At 66.4% G+C, this 24,946-nt stretch carries 27 protein-coding genes; 5 read left to right on the top strand and 22 right to left on the bottom strand.

The genetic code is table 11. From position 1 onward, the window contains the following. The first annotated feature begins 13 nt into the window (after positions 1–13). Positions 14–1,075 carry an Rv2578c family radical SAM protein gene (locus tag ACWF5H_RS15020; protein ID WP_452037809.1) on the top strand — a complete coding sequence of 354 codons (1,062 nt, stop codon included), beginning with the start codon at positions 14–16 and terminating at the stop codon, positions 1,073–1,075. Positions 1,076–1,131: 56 nt separating this feature from the next. Here ACWF5H_RS15020 and ACWF5H_RS15025 read toward each other — a convergent pair whose 3' ends face one another. After that, complete coding sequence (locus tag ACWF5H_RS15025; protein ID WP_452037810.1) at positions 1,132–1,575, bottom strand: (deoxy)nucleoside triphosphate pyrophosphohydrolase; 444 nt, start codon at positions 1,573–1,575, stop codon at positions 1,132–1,134. 221 nt (positions 1,576–1,796) lie between these two features. On the opposite strand from ACWF5H_RS15025, the gene ACWF5H_RS15030 reads away from it, so the two are divergent. Continuing rightward, positions 1,797–3,005, top strand: a complete 1,209-nt coding sequence (locus tag ACWF5H_RS15030) for an MFS transporter (protein WP_452037811.1) — start codon at positions 1,797–1,799, stop codon at positions 3,003–3,005. Between the two features lie 48 nt (positions 3,006–3,053). Here the strand turns inward: ACWF5H_RS15030 and ACWF5H_RS15035 are convergent, their stop codons facing one another. From ACWF5H_RS15035 to infC, 5 genes are all read right to left on the bottom strand, one after another. Continuing rightward, on the bottom strand, positions 3,054–3,998 hold the full coding sequence (locus ACWF5H_RS15035; RefSeq protein ID WP_452037812.1) for a cation diffusion facilitator family transporter: 945 nt from the start codon (positions 3,996–3,998) through the stop codon (positions 3,054–3,056). A gap of 82 nt (positions 3,999–4,080) precedes the next feature. Further along, entirely contained in the window at positions 4,081–5,007 is a 927-nt protein-coding gene (locus tag ACWF5H_RS15040; protein WP_452037813.1) for a TrmH family RNA methyltransferase, read from the bottom strand. 45 nt (positions 5,008–5,052) lie between these two features. After that, positions 5,053–5,730, bottom strand: a complete 678-nt coding sequence (gene rplT, locus ACWF5H_RS15045) for a 50S ribosomal protein L20, sunset domain variant (RefSeq protein ID WP_364652143.1) — start codon at positions 5,728–5,730, stop codon at positions 5,053–5,055. A gap of 116 nt (positions 5,731–5,846) precedes the next feature. Next, complete coding sequence (gene rpmI, locus ACWF5H_RS15050; protein ID WP_127511693.1) at positions 5,847–6,041, bottom strand: 50S ribosomal protein L35; 195 nt, start codon at positions 6,039–6,041, stop codon at positions 5,847–5,849. A 145-nt stretch (positions 6,042–6,186) separates the two neighbouring features. Then, positions 6,187–7,200: a translation initiation factor IF-3 gene (infC, locus tag ACWF5H_RS15055; RefSeq protein ID WP_452037815.1), complete on the bottom strand. Its 1,014-nt coding sequence runs from the start codon at positions 7,198–7,200 to the stop codon at positions 6,187–6,189. 336 nt (positions 7,201–7,536) lie between these two features. Between infC and ACWF5H_RS15060 the strand changes: the two genes are divergently transcribed. Further along, on the top strand, positions 7,537–7,956 hold the full coding sequence (locus tag ACWF5H_RS15060; RefSeq protein WP_452037816.1) for a DUF1844 domain-containing protein: 420 nt from the start codon (positions 7,537–7,539) through the stop codon (positions 7,954–7,956). Between the two features lie 100 nt (positions 7,957–8,056). On the opposite strand, the gene ACWF5H_RS15065 is transcribed toward ACWF5H_RS15060, so the two are convergent. From ACWF5H_RS15065 to ACWF5H_RS15095, 7 genes are all read right to left on the bottom strand, one after another. Beyond that, positions 8,057–8,905, bottom strand: coding sequence for an SseB family protein (locus ACWF5H_RS15065; protein WP_452037817.1), 849 nt, complete (start codon positions 8,903–8,905; stop codon positions 8,057–8,059). A gap of 9 nt (positions 8,906–8,914) precedes the next feature. Then, positions 8,915–9,655: a bifunctional 1-(5-phosphoribosyl)-5-((5-phosphoribosylamino)methylideneamino)imidazole-4-carboxamide isomerase/phosphoribosylanthranilate isomerase PriA gene (gene priA / locus ACWF5H_RS15070; protein WP_452037818.1), complete on the bottom strand. Its 741-nt coding sequence runs from the start codon at positions 9,653–9,655 to the stop codon at positions 8,915–8,917. A 45-nt stretch (positions 9,656–9,700) separates the two neighbouring features. Continuing rightward, entirely contained in the window at positions 9,701–9,862 is a 162-nt protein-coding gene (locus ACWF5H_RS15075) for a hypothetical protein (RefSeq protein WP_452037819.1), read from the bottom strand. A gap of 2 nt (positions 9,863–9,864) precedes the next feature. Then, a complete protein-coding gene (gene hisH / locus ACWF5H_RS15080) occupies positions 9,865–10,506 on the bottom strand; it encodes an imidazole glycerol phosphate synthase subunit HisH (RefSeq protein WP_452037820.1) in 642 nt (213 codons plus the stop codon). After that, positions 10,503–11,120 carry an imidazoleglycerol-phosphate dehydratase HisB gene (hisB, locus tag ACWF5H_RS15085; RefSeq protein WP_127511699.1) on the bottom strand — a complete coding sequence of 206 codons (618 nt, stop codon included), beginning with the start codon at positions 11,118–11,120 and terminating at the stop codon, positions 10,503–10,505. The genes hisH and hisB overlap by 4 nt, the downstream gene beginning before the upstream one ends. 56 nt (positions 11,121–11,176) lie before the next feature. Further along, positions 11,177–12,286, bottom strand: a complete 1,110-nt coding sequence (locus ACWF5H_RS15090) for a histidinol-phosphate transaminase (RefSeq protein WP_452037821.1) — start codon at positions 12,284–12,286, stop codon at positions 11,177–11,179. 72 nt (positions 12,287–12,358) lie between these two features. After that, positions 12,359–12,712 carry a LysM peptidoglycan-binding domain-containing protein gene (locus tag ACWF5H_RS15095; protein ID WP_364652149.1) on the bottom strand — a complete coding sequence of 118 codons (354 nt, stop codon included), beginning with the start codon at positions 12,710–12,712 and terminating at the stop codon, positions 12,359–12,361. A gap of 300 nt (positions 12,713–13,012) precedes the next feature. Here ACWF5H_RS15095 and lexA point away from each other — a divergent pair, with 300 nt between their 5' ends. Then, a complete protein-coding gene (lexA, locus tag ACWF5H_RS15100; RefSeq protein ID WP_452037824.1) occupies positions 13,013–13,762 on the top strand; it encodes a transcriptional repressor LexA in 750 nt (249 codons plus the stop codon). Between the two features lie 78 nt (positions 13,763–13,840). On the opposite strand, the gene ACWF5H_RS15105 is transcribed toward lexA, so the two are convergent. Next, a complete protein-coding gene (locus ACWF5H_RS15105; protein WP_452037825.1) occupies positions 13,841–15,880 on the bottom strand; it encodes an ATP-dependent DNA helicase in 2,040 nt (679 codons plus the stop codon). Continuing rightward, on the bottom strand, positions 15,873–17,414 hold the full coding sequence (hflX, locus tag ACWF5H_RS15110; protein ID WP_452037827.1) for a GTPase HflX: 1,542 nt from the start codon (positions 17,412–17,414) through the stop codon (positions 15,873–15,875). The genes ACWF5H_RS15105 and hflX overlap by 8 nt, the downstream gene beginning before the upstream one ends. 424 nt (positions 17,415–17,838) lie before the next feature. Here hflX and ACWF5H_RS15115 point away from each other — a divergent pair, with 424 nt between their 5' ends. Continuing rightward, a complete protein-coding gene (locus ACWF5H_RS15115) occupies positions 17,839–18,450 on the top strand; it encodes a class I SAM-dependent methyltransferase (RefSeq protein WP_364652153.1) in 612 nt (203 codons plus the stop codon). A 10-nt stretch (positions 18,451–18,460) separates the two neighbouring features. On the opposite strand, the gene dapF is transcribed toward ACWF5H_RS15115, so the two are convergent. The 7 genes from dapF to ACWF5H_RS15150 form a co-directional block, all read right to left on the bottom strand. Then, complete coding sequence (gene dapF, locus ACWF5H_RS15120; RefSeq protein ID WP_452037828.1) at positions 18,461–19,393, bottom strand: diaminopimelate epimerase; 933 nt, start codon at positions 19,391–19,393, stop codon at positions 18,461–18,463. After that, on the bottom strand, positions 19,390–20,322 hold the full coding sequence (gene miaA / locus ACWF5H_RS15125; protein WP_452037830.1) for a tRNA (adenosine(37)-N6)-dimethylallyltransferase MiaA: 933 nt from the start codon (positions 20,320–20,322) through the stop codon (positions 19,390–19,392). Before miaA ends, dapF begins: the two co-directional genes overlap by 4 nt. A gap of 5 nt (positions 20,323–20,327) precedes the next feature. Further along, positions 20,328–21,848, bottom strand: a complete 1,521-nt coding sequence (gene miaB, locus ACWF5H_RS15130; RefSeq protein ID WP_452037832.1) for a tRNA (N6-isopentenyl adenosine(37)-C2)-methylthiotransferase MiaB — start codon at positions 21,846–21,848, stop codon at positions 20,328–20,330. A 55-nt stretch (positions 21,849–21,903) separates the two neighbouring features. Beyond that, positions 21,904–22,527, bottom strand: a complete 624-nt coding sequence (locus ACWF5H_RS15135) for an aggregation-promoting factor C-terminal-like domain-containing protein (protein WP_452037834.1) — start codon at positions 22,525–22,527, stop codon at positions 21,904–21,906. A gap of 285 nt (positions 22,528–22,812) precedes the next feature. Next, the gene (locus ACWF5H_RS15140; protein WP_452037836.1) at positions 22,813–23,370 is read right to left on the bottom strand and encodes a regulatory protein RecX; all 558 of its coding nucleotides are present in this window, start codon (positions 23,368–23,370) and stop codon (positions 22,813–22,815) included. Beyond that, positions 23,371–24,423 (bottom strand): recombinase RecA, encoded by a 1,053-nt coding sequence (gene recA / locus ACWF5H_RS15145; protein WP_364652159.1) that lies wholly within the window; start codon positions 24,421–24,423, stop codon positions 23,371–23,373. A gap of 195 nt (positions 24,424–24,618) precedes the next feature. Then, positions 24,619–24,840, bottom strand: a complete 222-nt coding sequence (locus ACWF5H_RS15150) for a DUF3046 domain-containing protein (protein ID WP_452037838.1) — start codon at positions 24,838–24,840, stop codon at positions 24,619–24,621. Between the last annotated feature and the right edge of the window lie 106 nt (positions 24,841–24,946).

Below are 24,946 nucleotides of genomic sequence, written 5' to 3' on the forward strand. Positions count from 1 at the left end.
TTCTAATGAATGCATGCGCTGGGATGGACAGTTAGTTACCGCCGAGTCACCGGCTGCGTTGCCGGGGCTGGCCAAACTGAGCAACCTGGTGCGCAGTGTGCAGACGCCGGAGTTCGCGGGAATCACCTTTCACGAGGTGCTGGCGAAGTCCGCGCTTAGCCGGGTTCCCAGCCAGTCTGCCATGCCCTTCGCGTGGACCATCAACCCGTACCGGGGCTGCTCGCATGCCTGCGCCTATTGCTTCGCGCGCAACACCCACAGCTATCTTGGCCTTGATACAGGGTTGGACTTTGACAGCCAACTGGTGGTGAAGATCAACGCCGGCGAGGTGCTGCGCCGGGAACTGGCCAAGCCGTCATGGAAGCACGAACACGTGGCCATGGGTACCAACACGGATCCGTATCAGCGGGCAGAAGGCCGGTACAAGCTGATGCCGGAGATCATCAAGGCACTGGCCGAGTCCGGCACGCCGTTTTCGATCCTGACCAAGGGGACCTTGCTGGCCCGCGACCTGCCCCTGTTGCATGAGGCGGCCAAAGACGTCGACGTCGGCATGGGGATTTCGCTGGCCATGACGGACGCCGGATTGGCGCACCGGGTGGAGCCGGGAACACCGACGCCGCGGGCGCGGCTGGACCTGATCGCCAAGCTCAGTGACGCCGGCCTGCCGTGTTCGGTGATGGCGATGCCGATCCTGCCCTGGCTGACGGATTCCGAAGAGGCGCTCGACGATCTGTGTGCCTCGGTGGCCGCCGCCGGTGCCACCAGCATGACTGCGGGCGCGCTGCATCTTCGCCCCGGTGCGCGGGAATGGTACATGCAGTGGCTGGCCAGGGAGTATCCGCAACTGGTTGGCAGCTACCGCCGCCTCTACGACGGCGGAACCTATGCCTCCAAGGATTACCGGCGCTGGCTGGCCGCCCGGGTGGGCGCTGCCAAGCGGCGGCACGGTTTGCAGAGTGGAGCCCGGCTGCGCGACGTCACCACACCGCAGACTGACGCTTCTGCTAGCCGGCCGAACCGAGGACCGAACGCGCCCGCAGAACCTGATGTTGGGCAGGCGACGTTGTTCTAACCGTTGTTCCAGCCATGGGGCACCGGGTCCGGGCCGTGTGGCGGGCGGGGACTTTGTCAGGCCGGGCGGCCAACCGACTTGGCTGTCTTGAGGACAGCAGCGACGATCGGAAAATCGGCCGGAATCCAAGGCAATGATGTGGCCTCGTGCTCGTCCAGCCTGATCCAGCGCAGCTCGTCGTGGTCTTCAAGCGGCTGCGGCCGCCCGTCGGTAATGTACGCACACCAGACCCGCATGGCCGCCGTTTCGTTCAGCGGCCAGCCCTGCTCGTGCGGACCGACCACCTCCGCGCCAAGTTCTATCTCCACCCCGAGCTCCTCACGGATTTCGCGCCGGAGGGCGTCCTCGCAGCTCTCCCCCGGCTCGACCTTGCCGCCGGGGAACTCCCACAGGCCGGCCAGCGCCTCCGGCGCCGTGCGCCGGGCGGCCAGGAATCCGACGGGTGCTGCGCGGTGATCGAGGATCGCTGCGCCGACAATTTGTTTCAGGCTGATGTGCACGCCGACCAGTCTACGGTCCGGTTGGTCACTGCCCGCGCCCGGCGGTGGCTGTGCTACGGCCCACATTTTGGGCCCAGCCGGAATTGGACAGAGCGCTGATGTGTTTGCCGTACAGTAACTGCCGGCGCCTCGGCGGACATCGGCATCCCGCCGCTTCCGCCGCAACGGCGCAATCCTTCCCCTTCCCGTGCACCCGATGCAGCTCAAACGAAAGCCGACAGATGAATTCAGCCGCCCTGGCAGCCCCACGGACGCAGACCGACAACCGCCGGACGGTCTGGGCCATCGTTGCGCTGGCTATGGGCGGGTTCGCCATCGGCACCACCGAATTTGCCATCATGGGCCTGCTTCAGAACGTGGCCCAGGGCCTCAACATCAGCATCCCGGAGAGCGGGCATCTGATCTCCGCCTACGCCTTGGGCGTGGTGGTCGGGGCGCCACTGTTGGCAGGCCTCGGAGCCCGACTGCCGCACAAGCATCTGGTGCTGGGGCTGATGGTCCTGTTCACGCTGGGTAACCTCTCATCCGTCCTCGCACCTGACTACGCCACCATGCTGGTCACGCGGTTTATCTCCGGCCTGCCGCACGGCGCCTACTTCGGCGTGGCCGCGGTCCTTGCGGCCTCGCTGGTATCTCCGGGCCGACGTGCCCGGGCGGTTGCGATGGTGATGCTGGGCCTGTCAGTGGCCAACGTCGTCGGCGTGCCGTTGGTGACCTGGCTGGGTCAGCAGTACGGCTGGCGGCTGATGTTCGTGGCCGTGGGCATCGTCGGGGTGGTGACGGTGTTGATGATCCAACGCCTGGTCCCCTTCAGCCCCGCGCATGAAGAGGCCGGCATCCGCCGCGAACTCCGCGCGTTGAAACGCATCCATGTGTGGCTGGCGCTGTTGATCGGCGTGGTCGGCTTCGGCGGGTTCTTCGCCGTCTACTCCTACATCAGTCCCACCATGACGGAAGTCACCGGCCTGGCCCCGGCCGCGTTGCCGCTGATCGTCGGCCTCTATGGCTTGGGAATGGTCGTCGGCACGTTTATCGGCGGCCGGTTGGCTGATCGGTCCGTGATGGGCACCATCTACCAGGTCATGACGGCCATCGTCGTCGTGCTGGTGCTCTTCTGGGCAGCGTCCTCCATTGCGCTGCTCGCGGTTCCGCTGGTCTTCCTGCTGGGCGTGGCGGGATCCAGCTTGATTCCGGCGCTGCAGACCCGGCTGATGGACGCGTCGCCCGACGCGCAGACTCTGGCTGCCTCGTTGAACCATTCGGCGCTGAACCTGGCCAACGCGCTGGGCGCCTTCCTGGGCGGACTGGTGATCTCCTGGGGCTGGGGCTTCGCGGCCCCGGCCCTGGTCGGCGCCGGGCTGGCGGCCTTGGGCCTGGCCATCGCCGCAGTCAGCGGAGCGATCGAGAAGCGGCACAGCGTCACCCGCTGAGTAGGGCCCCGGCCGGTCTGGCGCCCTACTCCTCGGCCACCCGCCGAATCAGGACTCGCGTGCCGCGGGACGCACTGACTCCGACCGGTAGATATCCGGTTCCAGATAGATCATGGTGGCGATCGGCACCGCTTCACGGATGCGGCTTTCTGCTGCATCGATCAATCTGGCGATCTCTTGCCCTGAATCACTGCGCCCGACGCTGATCTTGGCCGCCACGAGGAGTTCCTCGGGCCCCAGATGCATGGTCTTGAGGTGAATGACCTGGGTGACGTCGTCGGCGCCGATGGCTTCTTCGATGAGCCGGATGTGCTGGCGCGTGGCGGACTCGCCGAGCAGCAGGGACTTGGTTTCTATGGCGAGCACGGCGGCGATCGCCACCAGCAGCAAACCGATCATGGCCGTGCCGGCTGCGTCCCACAGGCCGTTGCCGGTCAGCAGGGTCAGACCGACGCCGAACAAGGCGAACACCAGCCCCAGGAGGGCACCAAAGTCTTCCAGCAGGATCACCGGCAGTTCCGGCGACTTCGACCGGCGGATGAAATCGACCCAGCCGGTGCCGCCCCGTTCGGGATTGGACTCCCTGATAGCGGTGCGCAGCGAGAAGGATTCGGCGATGATCGCACCGACCAGTACCGCCAGCGGGACCCACCACCAGAAGCCTTCGATGGGATGCGGATCCTGCCACTTATGGTAGGCCTCGTACAGCGCGAATAATCCGCCGACGCTGAACAGCACGATCGACACGATGAACGCGTAGATGTAACGGTCCCTGCCGTATCCGAACGGGTGGCTGTGGCTGGCCTGACGTGCGGCTTGTTTTCCGCCAACCAACAGCAGGACCTGGTTGCCGGAGTCGGCCACCGAGTGGATGGCCTCGGCCAGCATGGACGACGATAGGGTCAGGAAATACGCGATGAACTTCAGCGCGGCGATGGTCAGATTGGCGCCCAGGGCCGCCACGATCGCCTTGGTTCCCCCGCTTGCTGCCATCCTTTACCTCCCGGGCCGCGCCGGTCATTGTCCGGTCACCGCGGTTCTTACGGTACCGCCCGCCCGGATGGTTTGGGAGTGGCTAAACCGGCTGGGTGCCCCGTCGCTGCGATCTTGCCGAGGCATACAGGCAGACCGTGGCCGCGGTGCCTACGTTGAGGCTTTCGGCCTGGCCGTAGACCGGCACCGCCACCCGGTGGTCCGCCGCAGCGAGCTCCTCCGCTGACAGCCCCTGGGCTTCGTTGCCGAAGAGCCAGGCAGTTGGCGACGCCAGATCCGGAAGGCGAGCAGCGCCGTCGTCCGCCACTGCGGTCGCCTCCCCCAAACGGGACAGCGCGCTGCGGTCCTGCAAGTGGTCCAGGTCGATGGTTCCGTACCCGTCGGCCGCGAGCATGCTCAGGCCGGCCGCTCGCAGGGCGGCGGCCAACTCGTCGAAATCGTGTCCAGTCACCACTGGCAGGTGGAAGAGCGATCCGGCCGTGGAGCGCACCGCCTTGGGGTTGTAGATGTCCACGCTGGAGCTGGTCAGCACGACGGCGTCGGCGCCGGCAGAGTCGGCGGCCCGCAGGATGGTACCGGCGTTGCCGGGATCCTGCACCCGGACCATGATGGCCAGCAGCAGCGGTTTGGCCTGCAGCACCTCATTCAGCGGCCGGTCCAGGTAATGACAGACTGCCACGATGCCCTGCGGGTTGACGGTGTCGGCCATGGCCGCGAGGACTGCATCGGTGGCCAGCCGCAGTGGCACGCCGTCGGCCAGATCCAGCAGTTCGGGCAACCGGTCCAGGCAGGCTTCGGTAGCGAAGACCTCGACCACGATCCCGTCGCCGCCGGAGGCGATGTTCGCGCGGTGGGCGGACAACGCCTCGCGGACCGACTGGGGGCCTTCGGCGAGGAACTGCCGGCGTTTTAAACGCACCGAGCGCCCGGCAAGCTTGGCCACATCCTTGACCCGATCGGCTCGGGGGTTGGACATGATCGTAGCTTGCGGGCGCCCGGTAATGCTCATACAGCGACTATAACGTCGCCGTATGGCGGTTTATGCATCCGGTGCTTACTCGGCAACCTTCTGGCGGGCTTCGCCGCCGGCGGGCTCGAAACCGGCAGCCTTGGCGGCCTCGACGGACTCGAACCAGTACACCGGAGTGGTGTTCTCGTACCAGGTGGAACCCGGAACGTGGTACTTCTTGGACTGGTTGCCCTTGATGCTGTAGCCGGCGGGGGCGTCCTCGCCGTCAACAGCCTTGACGGCACCGGCAACTTCGCCGGCTTCAGCGGCCTTGGCGGCCGGAGCAGCCTTGGCAGCCGGAGCGGCCTTCGCCTTGGCGGCCGGCTTCGCAGCGGCGGCCGGGCGCTCGGCGGGAGCGGAAGTGTCGGCAGGCAAGGCGTCCTTGGCAACCTTCACCAGTGCCGCGAAGGCGTTGGCGTCGGAGACGGCCAGCTCGGCCAGCATGCGGCGGTCGACCTGCACCTCGGCGGCCTTCAGGCCCTGGATGAGGCGGTTGTAGGTCAGGCCGTTGGCGCGGGAGGCAGCGTTGATGCGCTGGATCCACAGGCGGCGGAAGTCGCCCTTACGCTTGCGGCGGTCGCCGTAGCTGTACACGAACGAGTGCAGCAGCTGTTCCTTGGCCTTGCGGTACAGACGGGACCGCTGTCCGCGGTATCCGGCAGCCCGGTCCAGGATAACCCGGCGCTTCTTGTGGGCGTTGACCGCCCGCTTCACACGTGCCACGTGCGTACTCCTTTTGATGATTGGTGCCCGGTGGTTCGACCGCAACGATCAGCGGTCGGGGCAAAACTTGCTGGGATGGCCCCGAGGCTGACGCCGCGCGGACCGGAGGGAGAAAGTTAGATGCCGAGCATCTTCTTGATGTTGCGCACGTCTGCCGGAGCAACGATCTTGTCACCTGCGAGGCGGCGGGTCAGCGTGGAAGGCTTGTGCTCCAGGTAGTGGCGACGGTTGGCCTGCTGGCGCTTGAGCTTGCCGCTGCCGGTGAGCTTGAAGCGCTTCTTGGCGCCGCTGTGGGTCTTCTGCTTCGGCATGGCTGCCGTTCTCCTTACGTCTTCCTCAGGTCGTTGCGGACCTTCGGCTCGTGCGGTGCCACTATGGGCACCGGCGGTTTACTTGTCTACCGGCACCGGACACACGGGTGTGCCCGGCAAGATGCCGGATGCTCTCTGGACGGTCTTAGCTCTTGGAGCCGGACCGGCCAGCAGGTTTGGGTGCTGCGGGCCGCGCCGCCGGCTTGGGCCGGGCTGCGGGCTTGGGTGCCGCGGGCTTGGCCTCCGCAGGGGCTGCAGGCTTGGCCGGAGCGGCCGGCTTGGCCTCCGCTGCAGGCTTCGCCGGAACGGCGGGCTTGGTCTCGGCAGCAGGCTTTGCCTTCGGTGCGGCCGCCGGCTTGGTCTCGGCAGCAGGCTCCGCCTTCGGTGCAGCCGCGGGCTCCGCCTCGGGCTGTTCCTCCGTCTTGGCCTCTGCTTCAACCACGGCGGGCTTCTCAACCTCGGCGGGCGCTTCGGGCTCTGCATCTGCCGGTGCGGCCTGCTCGGCGGGTGCCTCGACGGTTTCCTCCGACTGGCTTGCCAGGGCGGCAAAGCCTTCCGGAAGCAGGTCGCCCAGGCTCTGGGTCATCGGCGCCTGATCGTCACTGGTGTCCACCCGCTGCTTGCCGGCCTCGTTGGCCGCCTTGGCATCTGCCTTCTGCGCGGCCCGCCGGGCCTCAGCCTTGGCTTCGGCCTTGTTCTTGGTCGGGCCGATCACCATGACCATGTTGCGGCCGTCAATCCGCGGAGTCGATTCGATCACGCCGACCTCTGCGACGTCCTCGGCAAACTTCTGCAGCAGGCGAATGCCCATTTCCGGACGCTGCTGTTCGCGGCCGCGGAACTGGATCATGGCCTTGACCTTGTCGCCGGCCCCGAGGAACCGCAACGCGTGACCGCGTTTGGTCTCGTAGTCGTGCTTGTCGATCTTCAGCCGGAACCGGATTTCCTTGAGCACAGTGTTCGTCTGGTTCTTGCGCGCCTCGCGTGCCTTGACCGCAGCCTCATACTTGTACTTGCCAAAATCCATCAACTTGCACACCGGAGGCTTTGCCTGCGGCGCAACCTCAACCAGGTCAAGATCCGATTCCGTGGCCAGGCGCAGGGCATCCTCAATACGGACGATCCCGACCTGTTCACCGTTCGGTCCGACTAAACGCACCTCGGGAACGCGGATACGATCATTGATTCTTGGCTCGCTAATGGGTGGCTCCTGTCACTGATATTCGTCTGCCGCCGGCAATGAAAGAAGGCCTCCCATTGCAAGCGCAATCGAAGGCCTCGAAGTGGCGGCAGGCGGAACCGAGAAGTCCCGGACTGGGCGTGGGCAATGTCGTTCAACGCTGCCGGCCGCAGCCTGCCGACCGTAACCCGGCAGCTCTGGCTAGCCATACCGACGGGTGGGAGAGGTCTCCGCTTGCTGATCGGACCCTTTTCCCCACGTGCTTTCAGGCACATAAGTAACCGGATCCAATTGGTCTGTGAAAAGCTTACCAGTATGAGCAGCTCAGATAACAATCCGCAGACCGACGACCATCGCCACAGCTTCGCGCCGGACGCCGGTTCTGCCTCCACCCAGGAACAGGAAGTCCTGGGCCAGATGCGCGATATCGCCGAAGTACCCGCCGTCGAAGTCATCACCACCGCGGCAGTCCACCTGATGAGTGCCGCCGCCGTAAAGTGCGGCCTAGCCGCCGGCGACGATGCGGAAGAGCTCAAAGACCTGGATGAAGCCCGCAAGCTGATCACCGCGCTGGCCGGCTTCGTGACCGCTGCTGCGCCGGAAATCGGCAGCCAGCACGCTGGCCCGTTACGCGATGGCCTCCGCTCCCTGCAGCTCGCCTTCCGCGAGGCCTCTGTCATCCAGGATGAGCCGGGCAAGGGCCCGGGCGAGAAGTTCACCGGCCCGGTCAACTAGCCAGGCAAAAGCTCCAGAACTGACCAGAACGACGCCGGTGCCCCGCACCGGCGTCGTTCTTGTCTGTAGTGCCTTTGTTGCGGGTGGAGCCGCACGATGCTCAGCGGATGAACTTCAACTCCAGCGAATCCACCCGCTCTGCAAATTCCTGCCGCGCCTGTAGCCGCCCTTGAATCCGTCCCGCCATGGCGGCCAACTCCTGGCGGCCCAGGCCGTCACGCACCTGCAGCACCAAGCGAAGCTCCGGACCGTGGCCACCGCCTGCCACCACCGAGCCATCGGCCGTCCGCACCGCGATGCCGGCACCGGGCTCGACCGAAGCAGCCGTGACCGCTTCTTCGGCGTCGGTCGCTTCGGCCACCCAGTCCAGCATCGCCGGATCGCGGTAGGAGGGCACCCATTCGTGCTGCTTGGCCAACGCCCACACGGCCGGGCGCCGGACCACGAAGGTCAGCGCGGCGCCCGGATCCATGACCATCAATTCTGCGTCTTCGGACACTGCCGCCAACGCCGCCCGCGGAGCATAGACGGCAACTGGCCTGGCTTCGGGATGCCAGGCTTCGAGAGCGGCGGCATTGCTGAACGCGGGCAACGCACGGCGCCCGTCCGGGGCTTGCAGGGTCACCAAGGCCATGTCGGCCTGTTTATCCGCTGTCAGGCCGCCGCTGCCCTCCGCCTCTTCTCCGAGCGTGGCCACAATGGGGACGAAAACGCGGGCGTTGGCCAGGGCGGCCACCACTTCCGCTTCTCCGCCGGTGCCGGCGGCCAGCCATTGGAGCGCCGCTTCATAGGCCGGGTCGGTGCTGCCGTCGTCGTGATCGAACTGGTGCAGCGGATTTCCTTCGCCGCTCAGGTCCCGTCCGGCCCAGCTTTGGCCCGCCGAATCCCCCGCACCGCCCGCGCCCGCGAGTGCCGCGGCGATGTGGGCTGGCAGCTCCTTCTTAGCCACGCTGTTACCTCAGCGCCGTCCGGCGACGTCGAGGGCTTCGGGCAGGGTGAACTTGCCCGCGTAGAGGGCCTTGCCGACAATGGCTCCTTCGACTCCGGTCGGAACCAGTTCACGCAGGGCCCGCAGGTCATCCAGGCTGGAAATACCGCCGGAGGCCACCACCGGCTTGTCGGTCCGCTCGCACATCTGCCGCAGCAGGTCGAGGTTCGGTCCGCGCAGTGTTCCGTCTTTGGTCACGTCGGTCACCACGTACCGGGCACAACCGGCATCTTCGAGCCGCGACAGGACGTCCCAGATGTCGCCGCCTTCCTTCGTCCAGCCGCGGGCCGCAAGCGTGGTGCCGCGGACATCAAGACCGACGGCGATGGCGTCGCCGTGCCGTTCAATGGCCCGCGCGGTCCACTCCGGGTTTTCCAGAGCGGCGGTGCCCAGGTTGACGCGGGCGGCACCAAACTCCAGGGCCCGTTCCAAAGACTCATCATCGCGGATGCCGCCGGAGAGCTCCACCTTGATCTTCAGCTCGTCCGCGACCCGGCGCAGCACCTCTGTGTTGTTGCCTCGACCGAAAGCCGCGTCGAGATCCACGAGGTGCACCCACTCGGCCCCGTCGTTCTGCCACGCCATGGCGGCTTCCAGCGGGTCGCCGTAGCCGGTCTCGCTGCCGGCTTCACCCTGAACCAGCCGGACTGCCTGGCCATCTGCTACGTCGACTGCGGGCAGGAGTTCGAGGATGGGCGTTTGGTTCGTCATAGTGATTCCGCTTTCTGCGCCGTCAGCTGCGCGGGCTGTGGGTGGTTACTCGGTCGGACCGAGGGTGAGCAGGTAGGCCGCCAGCAGGGCCAATCCGGCCAAAATCCAGAAGAGGATGGAAGCCCACTTGGGCAGCCGCTGTTGCCGGAACGAGATGGCACCGCCGGCCAGGAGCCCGGCCAGGGCCATGAGGAGAAGGCTGCCCACGGCTATCGCAGCGTCTTCAGCCAGTTGCGGAGCAACTCCGCGCCGGCGTCGCCGGACTTCTCCGGATGGAATTGCGTTGCACTCAGCGGACCGTTTTCAACGGCGGCGATGAACGGGGCCCCATGCGTGGACCAGGTCACCCGGGGCGGCGCCATCGCCGGCTGGGTGACATCAAAGTTCCAGTGCTGCACACCGTAGGAGTGCACAAAGTAGAACCGCTCGTCTTCGATGCCGGCGAACAACCGGCTGCCCTCCGCCACGTCAACGGTGTTCCACCCCATGTGCGGCACCACCTCGGCTGGCAGCGCTTCCACGACCCCGGGCCATTCCCCGATCCCCTGGGTGCGGACGCCGTGTTCTACTCCCTCTTCGAACATGACCTGGAGGCCCACACAAATGCCCAGCACCGGCCGGCCGCCGGCCACCCGGCGTCCGATCCAGCGAAGGGCATCAACAGACTTCAGTCCTTCCATGACCGTGGCGAAGGCTCCGACGCCGGGGACCAACAGCCCGTCGGCGTTGAGCACGTCCTCGGAAGCATGGCTGAGCGTGACGTCGGCACCGACGTGTTCCAGCGCCCGGACCGCCGAGCGCACATTCCCGGATCCGTAGTCCAGTACGGTGACCTTGGGTCCAGCCGTCACAGGGCACCCTTCGTTGAGGGGATGCCCTCGACCCGGGGATCGGACTCGACCGCGGCGCGCAGCGCCCGGGCGAACGCCTTGAACTGGGCCTCGACGATGTGGTGCGGGTCGCGGCCGCCCAGTACGCGCATGTGCAGGCAGATCTGGGCGTGCAGCGTGATGGCTTCGAAAACGTGGCGCGTCAGCGACCCGGTGAAGTGCCCGCCGATCAGGTGGTATTCCTGGCCGGCCGGTTCTCCTGAGTGCACCAGATAGGGACGGCCGGAGACGTCGACGACGGCGTGGGCCAGCGCCTCATCCAGCGGCACCGTTGCCTCGCCGAACCTGCGGATCCCGGCCTTGTTACCCAGGGCCTGCTTCAAGCACTCGCCGATCGTGATGGCGACATCTTCCACCGTGTGGTGGGCGTCAATATGTGTGTCGCCGGTGGCCTTCACGGTCAGATCGACCAGCGAGTGCTTCGACAGTGCGGTGAGCATGTGGTCGTAGAACGGCACGGTGGTGCTGATCTCGGATCGGCCGGTGCCGTCGAGATCCAGTTCAACCAGCACGGACGACTCGCTGGTGATGCGTTCGAGGCGTGCGGTACGTCCGGTGGTGGTATCCACGGTCATGGGGGTCCTTTGACGAAAATGGTTGACCGGCCAGGCCGGTGCGCTCTTACTACAGTTTAGGAGACTCGGCTCGACATCAGGGCCTTGATGCCTTCGAGGAAGGCTGTGGTCTCGGCCTCAGTGCCCGCCGTCACCCGCAGGTGTCCGGGAATCCCGACGTCGCGGATCAGCACGCCGGCTTCCAGAAGCCCCTGCCACACCGCGTGCGGGTCGTCCAGGCCGCCGAAGAACACGAAGTTGGAGTCCGACGGTGCCGGCTTCAAACCGAGTTCGGTCAGTCCGTCGACAATGCGGTCCCGTTGGGTCTTGATGTCCTCAACATTGGCGAGCAGCGCGTCCGCATTTTCCAGTGCGGCCAGCGCCGTCGCCTGGGTGATCGCGGACAGGTGGTAGGGCAGGCGGACCAAGCGCAGGGCGTCGGCAACCTGCGGCGCGGCGGCAAGGTACCCCACTCGGGCACCGGCAAGGGCGAAAGCCTTGCTCATGGTGCGGGAGACGATCAACCGCTCCCGGCCGGGCAGCAGCGTCAGCGCGCTCGGCGTGCCGGCGTGGGCGAATTCGGCGTAGGCCTCATCCACGATCACTATGGCGTTGGATGCCTCTCCCGCTTCGTAGGCGGCCTCGACGACGTCAAGGCCCAGCGCGGTGCCCGTCGGGTTGTTCGGGGAACACAGGACGACGACGTTGGCTGCGGATTCTGCGACGGCAGCGGCAACCGCTTCCGCGGAGATCGCAAAGTCCGCTCCGCGCGGCACCGCAACATACTCGGTGTCCGTCCCGCTGGCCAGCAGCGGGTACATGGAATACGTGGGCGGGAAGCTCAACAAGGTCCGGCCCGGCCCGCCGAAGGCCTGAAGGATTTGCTGCAGCACTTCATTCGAACCGTTGGCCGCCCAGATGTTCTCTGCCGTGAGGCCGTGTCCCAGATAGAGGGACAGCGCCGTCCGAAGCTCGGTAAACTCGCGGTCCGGATACCTGTTCAAACCGGCCGCTGCGGCGCTGACGGCCGAGACGATGGCTTGATGCACCGTCTCCGGCAAGCCGTGGGTGTTTTCGTTGACATTCAGCAGGATGGGCACGTCCAATTGGGGGGCACCATATGGCTCCAGGCCCCGGAGATTACCCCGCAACGGCAGACGGTTCAGGCGTTCTAACTGCTCACTCACCGATCCAGCTTAAGCTTCGGCCCGCCCGGGGCAGGAATCGGGCGGGCCGAAGCGGCTCATATTACGGTTGCCTCAATGCGCTGACGGCACCAGCAACTGCTGGCCGGAATGGACGATGTCCCCGTCCAGGCCGTTCAATTGCGCGATCTCGAAGATGACATCATGCGGGTTGCGGTCGGGGGCGGACAGCACCGCCACATCCCAGAGCGTCTGGCCGCTGCCGACAGTGACGGTAACGGCCGGCCCCGGCCCCAACCCTCCGGCAGCGGCCATTGCCGGTGCGGTGAAGAAGCCGACCAGGGTGAGCGCGACGGCCGCGGCAAGCATGAGCGGCAGGCCAATCAGCAGCAAACGGCCCCGGCGGGTAAGCCGGAGGGGGGCGTTGGCGCGGAAGTCTGCGGACTGCGGTGCGAGCTGGGCGGACATGGTGCCACCTTTCCGATTTCGATCTATTTCGACTGGTTTCGATCATCGAACCACCGCATTCGAACGCATCTTCGAATGCGTCTTCTACAGTTTTAGCACTGGTGATCGACTATTGTCGAGACTCAGTCGAACAAATGTTTGAAATTCCTCACCGCCTCGCCTAGCGTTGATGGCATGAGCGGCTGTGAATTGCAGTGCATCAGCCGCCACTGACAAAACAGTCGAGACAGCAATCCGAGTGCCGGTTCCGCATCAGCCAGACCCGGCACCTGGACCATCATGGGAAGACCGGGGCCGGATATGTCCGAAGAGACCACCACCACTGCCGGAGCGCGGCGACGAGGCCGCCCTGTCAAGGTCGGACGCAGCCTGACGCCGCGGCAAAAGAAGATCCTGGAAACCATCCAGCGCTCCGTTATTGCCCACGGGTACCCGCCGTCGATGCGCGAGATCGGCGACCTCGTCGGCTTGGCAAGCCTGTCCAGCGTCACCCATCAACTGGCCCAACTGGAGAAGATGGGCTACATCCGGCGGGACCCGAAGCGTCCCCGGGCCATGGAGATCCTCACTCCGCTGACGCTTGAACAGGGCGGCGTGGAAATCGTGGGCGTGGACGAGCCGCAGCAGCTGCGCAGCTCCAGTGGCGTCGCGGTGGCCGAACTCACCACGTCATCCGATACGGCCATGGTGCCGCTGGTGGGACGGATCGCCGCCGGCGGACCGATCCTGGCAGACCAGGCGGTCGAGGACGTCATGCCGCTGCCCCGGCAGCTGGTGGGGCACGGCGAGTTGTTCATGCTGAAGGTTTCCGGCGATTCGATGATCGATGCTGCCATTTGCGATGGCGACTGGGTGGTGGTTCGGCAGCAGCACACCGCAGAGAACGGCGACATTGTTGCGGCGCTGCTCGACGAAGAGGCAACGGTAAAAACCTTCCGGCAGCGAGACGGGCACACCTGGTTGCTGCCGCAGAACACGCGCTATGAACCGATTCTGGGCGACCACGCAACCATCATGGGCAAGGTTGTCTCCGTGATGCGGGCGCTCTGACTGCTCCGCCACCGCTCCTTCAGCCGATGCAGCCTGCCCATTCGGCGGCGGACCCGGATGGTTCTGGCGGCCGCCGGTTCAGGCGGCGGCGGCCGCCAGCCGCTCCAGGACCTGGCGGGCGATGGCGCCATCCTTCGTGCTCCAAAACGGCGGCAGGGCACTGCGGAGGAAATTTCCGTAGCGGGCGGTGGCCAGACGGGAATCCAACACGGCCACAACCCCCTTGTCATTGGATGCGCGAATCAAGCGGCCAGCGCCCTGGGCCAGCCGCACTGCTGCGTGGGTGGCCGAGACCGTCATGAAACCATTGCCGCCGGCCTGAGCTACCGACCGGGTCCGGGCAGTGGTCAGCGGGTCGTCCGGCCGCGGGAACGGAATTCGGTCGATGACCACCAACCGGCATGCCTCGCCCGGAACATCGACTCCCTGCCACAGAGTCATCGTGCCGAACAGGCAGGTGTCCGGTTCATCGGCGAATTGGCGGACCAGCGCCCCCATTGATGATTCGCCCTGGCACAGGATGGTCAGTTCGGTGCGCTGACGCATTTCGGCGGCAGCTTCTTCTGCCGCGCGACGCGAGGAGAACAATCCGAGGGCCCCGCCGCGTGAGGCGCGCAGCAGCTCCTCGAGTTCGTCGAGCTGCTCGCTGCTGGTGCCACGGCCCGGCTTGGGCAGATGCGATGCCACATACAGCACACCCTGGCGGGGGTAATCGAAGGGACTGCCCACGTCGGCGCTTGAGTACGCTGGGGCACCGGCCCCCAACAATCCGAGCGAACCGGCAACGGCGTCGAAGGTGCCCCCCACCGACAGCGTGGCGGAGGTCAGCACCACCGTATGTTCGTCGAAGAGCCCTTCACGCAGCCTGGAGGCAACAGACAACGGGGCGACGTTGAGCGTAGCCGGCTGGTCGTCGTTGGCGATATAGTCGCCGGTCTCGCCGAAGGTGCTGGGACGGGTCGCCCAAATGACCTCGCGGGAATCTGCCGCCGAAAGCAGCCGTTCGGCCATCTCCAGCACCGAGGAAAGACGGGATCGGGCCATCTGCCTCCCGCCGTCTGCCGCCGCGGACCCCTCGGGCTTGGAATCGGATAGCGCTGCGCGGGCCGCCTCCCGCAGCTGCGCGAGGACCAACTCCTGCTCCTCGCGCAGGCCGGAGGCCAACAATCCGCTCGGCAACGGCTCCAGTACGTCCTCCAGGGCGCCGGCAGCCGAGTTCAGCGGCTCCACGCTGATCCCGGTGTGCTTGCGCGCGGTCGAAGCCGCAGTGCGGACCATGGCAGCCGACAGCTGCCCCGCCACGGCGCTGGTGACGCGGTCCTGCAATTCGTGGGCTTCGTCAATCACCACCACGTCGTAGTCCGGAAGCACGGCCACGCCCTCAAAGGCGTTGATGGCGAGCATGGCGTGGTTGGTGATCACGATGTCCGCCTCGGCAGCATGTCCGCGCGCCAGTTCGCTGAAGCACTCGGCGGCGAGGGGACATTTTTGCGCGCCGAGGCATTCCATCGATCCCACGGAGACCTGTCGCCACGCGCGATCGCTGACCCCGGGCACCAGTTCATCGCGATCGCCGGTCTCGGTCTCCTGCGCCCATTCGCGCAGCCGCACGACCTCCTTGCCCAATGCACCCGCGGCCCCGCTGGACGCCCCTCCGCCGGCGGGAGCCGGATGCGGGACGGCGTCCTCGCCGAGGCTGAACAGCGCAGCAGGCGCGTCTTCGTCCGGAAAGCCGCCTGCCAGCTTATGCAGGCAGACGTAGTTGTTCCGCCCCTTGAGCAGCGCCACGTCCAACGGCCGGGGAAGCTCATCGGCGACGGCTTCCATCAGCCGCGGCAGGTCCCTTTTGACGATCTGCGACTGCAGGGCCAGCGTCGCGGTGGAGACGATGGCGGGCTTCTCACCCTCCAAGGCCTGCACCATGAGCGGGATCAGATACGCCAACGACTTGCCCGTGCCGGTGCCCGCCTGCACCAGCAGGTGCTGCCGGCGGTCGAAGGCCTCGGCTACTTTGGCAGCCATCTCGTGCTGGCCGGCGCGGTGTTGGCCGCCCATGCCCTGGACCGCGACATCGAGCAGCCGCAACGCCTCGCCGGCCGGTACCCGGGTTTCAGTCATGTCGAAGGAATCGTTCCAGCTCCGCTGCCAAGCCCTCGCGAACCAGGACATCGAGCCGCGTGCCGTCTTCCCCGTGCTCCATGGCGAGGATCTCCGCATCCTCGCTGTGCAAACGGCTGATGACTTCGCCGCGGTCGTAGGGCACCAACAGCCGCAGCTTCACGCTCGGACGCGGGATGGTTTCGCTGATCAGTCGCAGCAGCGCGTCCATGCCCTGGCCGGTGCGTGCCGAGACCACTACGTGGTTCGGTTCGCGCTGCCGCAGCCGTTCGACCACGAAGGGATCGGCGGCATCTGCCTTGTTCAACACCACGATTTCAGGAATGTGCCGGGCATCCACCTCGGTGAGCACTTCACGCACCGCGGCGATCTGGCCCTCCGGGTCGGGGTGCGAGACGTCCACCACGTGCAGGATCACATCGGCGTCGGCAACTTCCTCCAACGTGGAGCGGAAGGCTTCCACCAGTTGCGTTGGCAGCGAGCGGACGAAACCGACGGTGTCGGCGAGCGTGTAGCCGATGCCGTCGGGTGTTTCCGCGCGGCGCACGGTGGGGTCCAAGGTGGCAAAAAGCGCATTCTCGACCAGAACGCCTGCATCGGTCAGGCGGTTGAGCAGCGACGATTTCCCGGCGTTGGTGTAACCGGCGATGGCCACCGAGGGCACGGCATTGCGGCGGCGGTTGGCACGCTTGGTGTCCCGTGCCGGCTTCATGGCTGCGATTTCGCGGCGCAGCTTCGCCATCCGGGTCCGGATACGGCGGCGGTCCAGTTCGATCTTCGTCTCACCTGGTCCGCGCGAACCGATGCCGCCGCCGGCGGCTCCGACGCGCCCGCCGGCCTGACGGGACATCGACTCGCCCCAGCCACGCAGGCGCGGCAGCAGGTACTCCAGCTGGGCCAACTCGACCTGGGCCTTGCCCTCGCGGCTCTTCGCGTGCTGCGCGAAGATGTCCAGGATCAGCGCCGTGCGGTCAATGACTTTGACCTTCACGATGTCTTCCAGTCCGCGGCGCTGCGAGGGCGAGAGTTCGCCGTCGACAATGACCGTGTCAGCGCCGGTGGACATCACGATGTCCCGCAGTTCCTGGGCCTTTCCGGACCCGAGGAAGGTGCCCGGGTCCGGCTTCATCCGGCGCTGCACGATGCCGTCCAGCACCTCGGAGCCGGCGGTCTCCGCCAACGCCGCCAGTTCCCGCAGGGAATTGTCTGCGTCGTCGGCCGTGCCTTCGGTCCACAGACCGGCCAGCACCACGCGCTCCAGGCGTAGTTGCCGGTACTCGACCTCGGTGACGTCCTCCAGTTCGGTGGAGAGACCCGCTACGCGGCGGAGGGCACGGCGTTCGGCCAAGTCCTGCTGGTCACCGTCGAATTCGGAATGCTCGGAGTCAAGTTTGGACAGAGCCTGCGCTCGGCCGCCGACTCCCGGCTTGCTTCCTGCCGCAGTGTCGCGGGCCAGGATACGGTCAATGACTGCCTGGATCTCATCCGGCGTCATTTCCGGTTCCGGCGACGGCTGGGGGCTGTTGGTGGTCATGCTCTCCTTCGAAATGTCCGTGGTCTTATCGTAGTCCTCCGGGGTGCGTCCAGCGGAGCCCGAAGATGCGGTTTGTGGATGATCGGCCAAAAGTCCTCCTGGCATGGGCCCCGTCGGTGCGGGGCGGGAAATGCGTGGCAGCTGGCGCCTTCTGGTGCGGCCGGCATAACCGGCGCCGGGGAACTGAAACAACCGAACGGGCGGCTGCGGCGGTGGAGCGCTCCTGAGTTTCGAGGAACGGTGATTGCCCGGCGGCCGGGGAGAATGAATTCTCGACCAACGGCACGCGCTGTGCCGCATGGAACGGGACAGCATGGTGGCGGCGCAATCATTACTTCTTCATGCGGTCAACGCTATCAGAGCCGACGCAGCTTAGGCGCGCCTTGATACCGATTCCGCTGAACGCGCACTAATCTGGCCGATTATGGGAACAGAGCACTACTTCAGCCCGCAACCAGGCAAACCCGAGGTTCGCCGCACCCTGGAGGTCGAACTGGACGGCCGCCCACGGCAGTTGCAGACGGCCGGCGGCATCTTCAGTCCGGACGGCGTCGACAAGGGCACAGCGGTGCTACTGGCCGAGGTTCCTCCGCCGGCGCCGGCAGGCAACCTGCTGGACATCGGCTGCGGGTGGGGTCCGATCGCCCTGACCATGGGCTTGAAATCCCCGGGGGCCACGGTGTGGGCCGTCGACGTCAACGAGCGCAGCATCGCCTTGACCAACGACAACGCCGCGTCGTTGGGCCTGGACAATGTCCGTGCCTGCCTACCGGAAGACGTCGACCCGTCGCTGCGGTTCGAAACCATCTGGTCCAACCCGCCGATCCGAATCGGCAAGAGTGAACTCCACGAACTGCTGTTGCTGTGGCTGCCCAGGCTCGCGCCCGGCGGCTCCGCCTGGCTGGTGGTCCAGAAGAACCTGGGCTCGGACTCGCTGCAGCGCTGGCTTTCCGGCGAACTGCCGCCGGACTACTCCATCAGCCGTGAGAGCACGGCCAAGGCTTTCCGCGTGCTTTGCGTCCGGCGCGCCGGCTGAACCGCTTCCCTCAGGCCACGGTTCCGCGGGACACCAACACGGCGGGTCCGCTGAGCTCCACATGTTCGCGCCCGTCCGGCGCCGGGAGAAACCGCACGCGGACGGTTCCACCTGGGACTCCGACCTGCCAGTCGTCGGGAGCACCGTTCCCGGCCCAGTAGCGGATGGCAGCGGCGGCGGCGCAGGCACCGGTCCCGCAGGACTGGGTCTCCCCCACCCCGCGCTCGTGCACGCGCATGCTGATATGCCCTGCTCCGTCGGCGACGAGGGGTTCGGCCGGTACCACAAATTCCACGTTGGTTCCGTTTGCGGGTACGGGATCCACCGCGGGTGCCGCAAACAATTCGGTGGCGGCCAGTTCTTCAAGTCCGGCGAGGGCGACGACGGTATGCGGGTTGCCCATGCTCACGGACAGCGCCGGCCGCGGCACCTCCAGGCCGCCGGCGCTGACGGTGGAGTCCATGGCCCGGGCCGCAGCCTCGGCGGGGAAGATGAATTCCCATGGCCCCATGTCCACGGCGTAGCCGTTGGCGGACCGGCGGATGATCTTGATCCCCGCCCTCGTCCCTATCGTCAAAGACTCCCCGGCATCCAGCCCGACCAGTCCCTCGGCCAGCAGAAAGTGCACGAAGACGCGGACGCCGTTGCCGCAAATCTCGGATACCGAGCCATCGGCATTGCGGTAGTCCATGAACCACTCGGCCTCCGGCGCTGCTGCCAGCAGCTCACGGCCCTCGGGCAGGTGCTCCGAACGGATGGCACGGATCAGCCCATCGGCGCCGATGCCCAGGTGGCGGTGGCACAGCGCGGCGACGGCTTGGGGTTCGATGTCCTTGAGTCCGTCCGGATCGGCAATCAGCACGAAGTCGTTGCCGGTTCCGTGCCCTTTGGCGTAGGACAGCCCGGACAGGGCTGACAAATGGTCAGGAAGGGGGGTGTTCACGCTTCAAGCTTAGCGAGGTGGCCGGCGGCCTTGTCCGCCAGCAGCGGATCCTGCCAGTCGAGCCAGTGGATCCGTGGATCAGCCCGGAACCAGGTCAGCTGGCGCCGCGCGAATTTGCGGGTGGCGGCGACGGTGTCCTCGACGGCGGCGTCCTGGCTCCATTCGCCGTCGAGCACCCTCAGGAACTGGGCGTACCCGAGCGCGCGCGAGGCGGTCCGCCCCTGGCGCAGGCCCCTCCGGTCCAGCGCGGCGACTTCGTCCAGCAAGCCGCGCTCCACCATTGCCTGAACGCGACCGGCCAGCCGGTGCTTGAGCTGTTCGCGGTCCGTCTGGAGGCCGATCTGCACGGTGCGGCGGACGTAGTGCCGCTCCGGCATGTAGGAGCTGAAGGGGCGCCCGGTCAGCTGCCACACTTCCAGCGCGCGGACGATGCGGCGGGCATCGGCTAGCCGGCCGGCGGAGGCCGGATCGACGTCCCGGAGCCGTTCCTGCATGGCTTGCAGGCCTTGGCTGGCCAGCTCTTCCTCGAGGGCGCGGCGCAGGGCCGGATCGGTGCCAGGAAACTCGATCGCGTCGAGGGCCGCCCGGACGTACAGTCCGGACCCGCCGGCAAGGATGGCCCGGCGGCCCCGGCTGTGGATGGCGTCGATCGCGTCGCGGGCCTGCCGCTGGTACGCCGAGACGCTCGCTTCGTCCGTGATGTCGAGGATGTCCAGCAGGTGGTGGGGCACCCCCTGCCGTTCGGCCACCGTCATCTTGGCCGTGCCGATGTCCATTCCTCGGTAGAACTGCATGGAGTCGGCATTGATCACTTCTCCGTCCAGCCGTTGCGCCAGCTCGACGGCGAGATCCGACTTACCCGATCCGGTGGGGCCGACGACGGCGATGACCGCCGGGCTGTCCTGCTGGCTCAGTGGGTCGGCCGGCATCGGGCTCAGGCCGGCCGGACCGGCAGCGCGGGCATGCCCAGCGAGACCTGGGCCGGTTTGCTGCCCGCAGCCGCGGGTACCCCGCAAGAGTCTGCCTGGGAGCGGTCCCATGCGTCCCCGGCGCGCGAGCGGCGCAGTTGGTAGTCCGATGCGGAAGCCGGATCCGCGATCAGGTGGAAGGCTGCGGCTTCGGTGATCGTCACCGTCACCAAGTCGCCCGGGCGCGGCGCGGGCGCGCCGTCGGGGACGGAGAAATGCACCAGCCGCTGGTCCCTGGCCCGGCCGGAGAGCCGATGGGTCTCCCCCGCCTTGCGTCCCTGCTGCGCGGTCACCATGACCTCGACCCGGCTGCCCAGCTGTTTGGCATTTTCTTCCGCGGCAATCCGGTCCTGCAAGGCAATGAGGCGCTCGTAGCGTTCCTGCACAACGGACTTGGGCAGCTGGTCCGGCAGCTCCGCGGCCGGGGTCCCGGGCCGCTTGGAGTACTGGAAGGTGAATGCGCTGGCGAAGCGGGCCTGTTCCACCACCGCCAGGGTTGCCTGGAAATCTTCCTCGGTCTCGCCCGGAAACCCGACGATGATGTCCGTGGAGATGGCCGCATGGGGAATCCGCTCCCGGACCTTGTCCAGGATGCCCAGGAACTTCTTGGACCGGTAGGACCTGCGCATATCTTTGAGGACCTTGTCCGAGCCGGATTGCAGCGGCATGTGCAGCTGCGGCATGGCATTGGGGGTTTCGGCCATGGCGTCAATGACGTCGTCGGTGAAGGCAGCCGGGTGCGGACTGGTAAACCGCACCCGTTCCAGGCCCTCGATGCTGCCGCAGGCGCGCAGCAGCTTGGCGAAGGCCCCGCGGTCACCGAACTCCACACCGTAGGAGTTCACGTTCTGGCCCAGCAGCGTGACTTCGATGGCGCCGTCGTCGACCAGTGCTTGGACCTCCGCCAGAATCTCGCCCGGCCGGCGGTCGCGTTCCTTGCCGCGCAGCGACGGGACGATGCAGAACGTGCAGGTGTTGTTGCAGCCCACGGAAATGGAGACCCAGCCGGAGTACACCGCATCGCGCTTGGTGGGCAGCGTGGAGGGGAACACGTCGAGCGATTCCAGGATTTCCAGCTGCGCTTCGTTGTTATGCCGCGCACGCTCCAGCAACGCCGGAAGCGAACCCACGTTGTGGGTGCCGAACACCACGTCCACCCACGGCGCCTTCTTGAGGATCGTCTCGCGGTCCTTCTGTGCCAGGCAGCCGCCGACGGCGATCTGCATCCCGGGATGGCGTTCCTTGACCGGGGCCAGTTGGCCCAGGTTGCCGTACAACTTGTTGTCGGCGTTCTCCCGTACCGCACACGTATTGAAGACCACGACGTCGGCTTGGCCGGCTTGGGCTTCGACCATTCCGGCGGCTTCGAGGAGCCCGGCCAGCCGCTCGGAATCATGCACGTTCATCTGGCAGCCGAAGGTGCGCACCTGATAGGTGCGGGCTTCCGGCTGCTTCTCGATGGTGGGGGCGGGGACAGTCAAACTCACCTTACAAGGGTACGGCCTGCGGCCGGACGAGCCACAATCTGCAGCCGGTCAGGGATTAGTACCAGTTGTTGGCCAAATGGAAGTCCAGGGCGGAGCACGGGGAGCCGTAGCGGTCCTCAATGTAGCCCAGCCCCCAATCGACCTGAGTCTGGACGTTGGTCTGCCAGTCGGCGCCGGCGGCGGCCATCTTGTTACCGGGCAGGGCCTGCGGTATGCCATAGGCGCCGCTGGATGGGTTGGTGGCGCCGATGTTCCATTCCGATTCCTTGTGCCACAGCGTTTCCAGGCAGCCCAATTCGCCAGCGCCCCAGCCAAAGGATGCCAGCGACCCTTCGGCGTAGGCCTTGGCAGCGGCCGGATCGTTCCGCGACGCCTGGGCCTTGGCAGCAGCTTTCTCCTTGGCAGCCTTTGCCTGGGCAGCTTCCTGGGCGGCAGCACGCTTCTTTGCCGCCTCGGCAGCGGCACGTTTTTCCGCCGCCTTCCGATCGGCGGCTTCCTTCGCTGCAGCCTTTGCGGCAGCTGCCTTCTTCTCTGCTGCCGCTTGGCGCGCCTGATCCGCCTGCGCGGCCTTCTTCTCGGCTGCGGCATGGTCGGAGGCCTCAGCGTCCTGCGCCTCGAGGGCGTCGGCGGCCACCGGATTTGGCTCCTCGGCGGGCTCTGCCAATCCCACCAGCTCCATGACGGGTGCTGTGATCGATCCCACAGCCTCGGAGGCGCTGTGCCCCTGCCGGACGGCGCTGGCGGCCCCGGTTGCGCCGACTGCGGCAACGGAGCAAAGTGTCAGGCCTGCGGCGATCCTGAGGCGGCGCTGCCTGCGGCTGCGCCTGCGTTGCTGGGTTTTCTGACGACGTTCATTCTGCGATGCACTCACAGTCGCACTACGGTAACGACCGAATCTGGGAAAAGTCTCAAAACGATAACAGTGCCGAAGGGGACCCGGCGCTCCGGGCGAGGCTAGGCCGAGTCAGAATTCCGGGTTGCCGGCGGCGCCGAGTTCCTCATCCGCCACCCGGTAGGCCAGCGAGGCAGAATAGCCCTTACGGGCCAGCATGGAGACCAGCCGGCGCAGATGCTTGTCCCTTTCTGACCGGTCCTGCAGTTGCCAGTCGGGGCGTATCTTGCGGCGCACCAGGCAGCGGGCGGCTTCAAGCTCGTCGTCCGCCGTAAGCTGGTCCAGCGCTGGCTCGGCAACTTCACCGGAGATCCCTTTGTCGGCGAGCTCCCGCTGGAGTGCGGACCGCGCCAGCGACCGCGACTGGGACCGGCTGCGCACCCACATCCTGGCGAACTCGGCGTCGTCAATGAGGTTAACCTCCTCGAACCGCTCGAGTACTGCCTCCGCGACGTCGCCCGGGACGCCGCGCTCAGCCAGCTTCGCGGCCAGCTGGGCGCGGCTCTTCGGGGACTGCGTCAGTGCGCGCAGGACAATGGAGCGCGCAACGCCGTAGGGATCAGCATCCGGTGCCAGGTCCGCCGGGCTGCCCGGCGTCGGGCCGGCGCCCTGTCCGTGCCTGAACGCCATTTAGAATCCGTCGACGGCCTTGAGCTTCGGCTCGCCCTCTTCTCCGCTGTCCGGGACTGCATCGATGCCGAGCTTCTGCCGGATCTTGCGTTCGAGCTCATCGGCCAGATCAGGATTGTCGATGAGGAACTTGCGGGCATTTTCCTTGCCTTGGCCGAGCTGGTCTCCGTCATAGGTAAACCAGGCACCCGACTTCTTGACAAGCGAATGCTCCACGCCCATGTCGATCAGGCCGCCCTCGCGGGAGATGCCGTGGCCGTAGAGGATGTCGAATTCTGCCTGCTTGAACGGCGGTGCCATCTTGTTCTTGACGATCTTGGCGCGCGTCCGGTTGCCCACCGGATTGGCTCCGTCTTTCAAGGTTTCGATGCGGCGCACGTCGATGCGCACCGAGGCGTAGAACTTCAGCGCCTTGCCGCCGGTGGTGGTCTCCGGGCTGCCGAAGAACACGCCGATCTTTTCGCGCAGCTGGTTGATGAAAATGGCGGTGGTCTTCGACTGGTTGAGCCGCCCGGTGATCTTTCGCAGGGCCTGGCTCATCAGACGGGCCTGGAGACCAACATGGCTGTCGCCCATTTCGCCTTCGATTTCCGCGCGCGGCACCAGGGCGGCGACGGAGTCGATCACGATGATGTCGAGAGAGCCGGAGCCGATCAACATGTCCATGATTTCCAGTGCCTGTTCGCCGGTATCCGGCTGCGACACCAGCAGGGCGTCGGTGTCCACGCCAAGCTTCTTGGCATATTCCGGGTCCAGTGCGTGCTCGGCGTCGATAAAGGCAGCGATTCCGCCGTTGCGCTGGGCGCTGGCGACAGCGTGAAGCGCCACCGTGGTCTTACCCGAAGATTCCGGACCGTAAATCTCGACCACACGGCCCCGCGGCAGGCCGCCAATGCCCAATGCGGCGTCCAAGGCGATCGAACTGGTGGAGATCGTTTCGATGGGGGCACGGGTGTCGTCGCCAAGACGCATCACCGAGCCCTTGCCGAACTGCTTGTCGATCTGCGCCAGCGCAGCTTCCAGTGCCTTCTCGCGGTCAGCTGGTGCGGCCATTGTTCACCTCAGTCTCTTGCGGCCCTCGGGCCTTGTCTGTCTTGACTCTTCCGACCGTAGCGTCCGGCTCGGACAAAATCGGGATCGGCAGCGGAGCGTGTGGATAATCCGGCCTCTCGGCGGTCTGTGTAGAAGCTTAGCGGTATCCGAACACACTTTCGAACATATCGGGGTTTTTCTGCCGGGCGTGTCCGCTCAGCCTCGCGGCTCGCGGTCCTTGCCCCAGCGCCGCTCCTGCGGAACGTCTTGAACATCGCAGACGGCGAGCCATACCGATTTCGGCGGAATTCCTGCAGCCAACGCTTCGGCGGCGGTCCGGCCGCCGAGCTGTCCCAGCACCAAATCTGCGGCGAGGACATGCGAATAGGCAGAACCGAATTCATCGTCCATCAATCGCCAGAAGTCACTGATTCGCACGCGTACATCTTCTCACGTGTCCGGCTGATGCGCCGGGACGGCATCGAGATTCCTTCGACCTGCAATCGGCCTGCGACGCGTCCGCGCGGGATCTCTGCGCCGACGC

The sequence above is a fragment of the Arthrobacter sp. NPDC055138 genome (assembly GCF_053607305.1).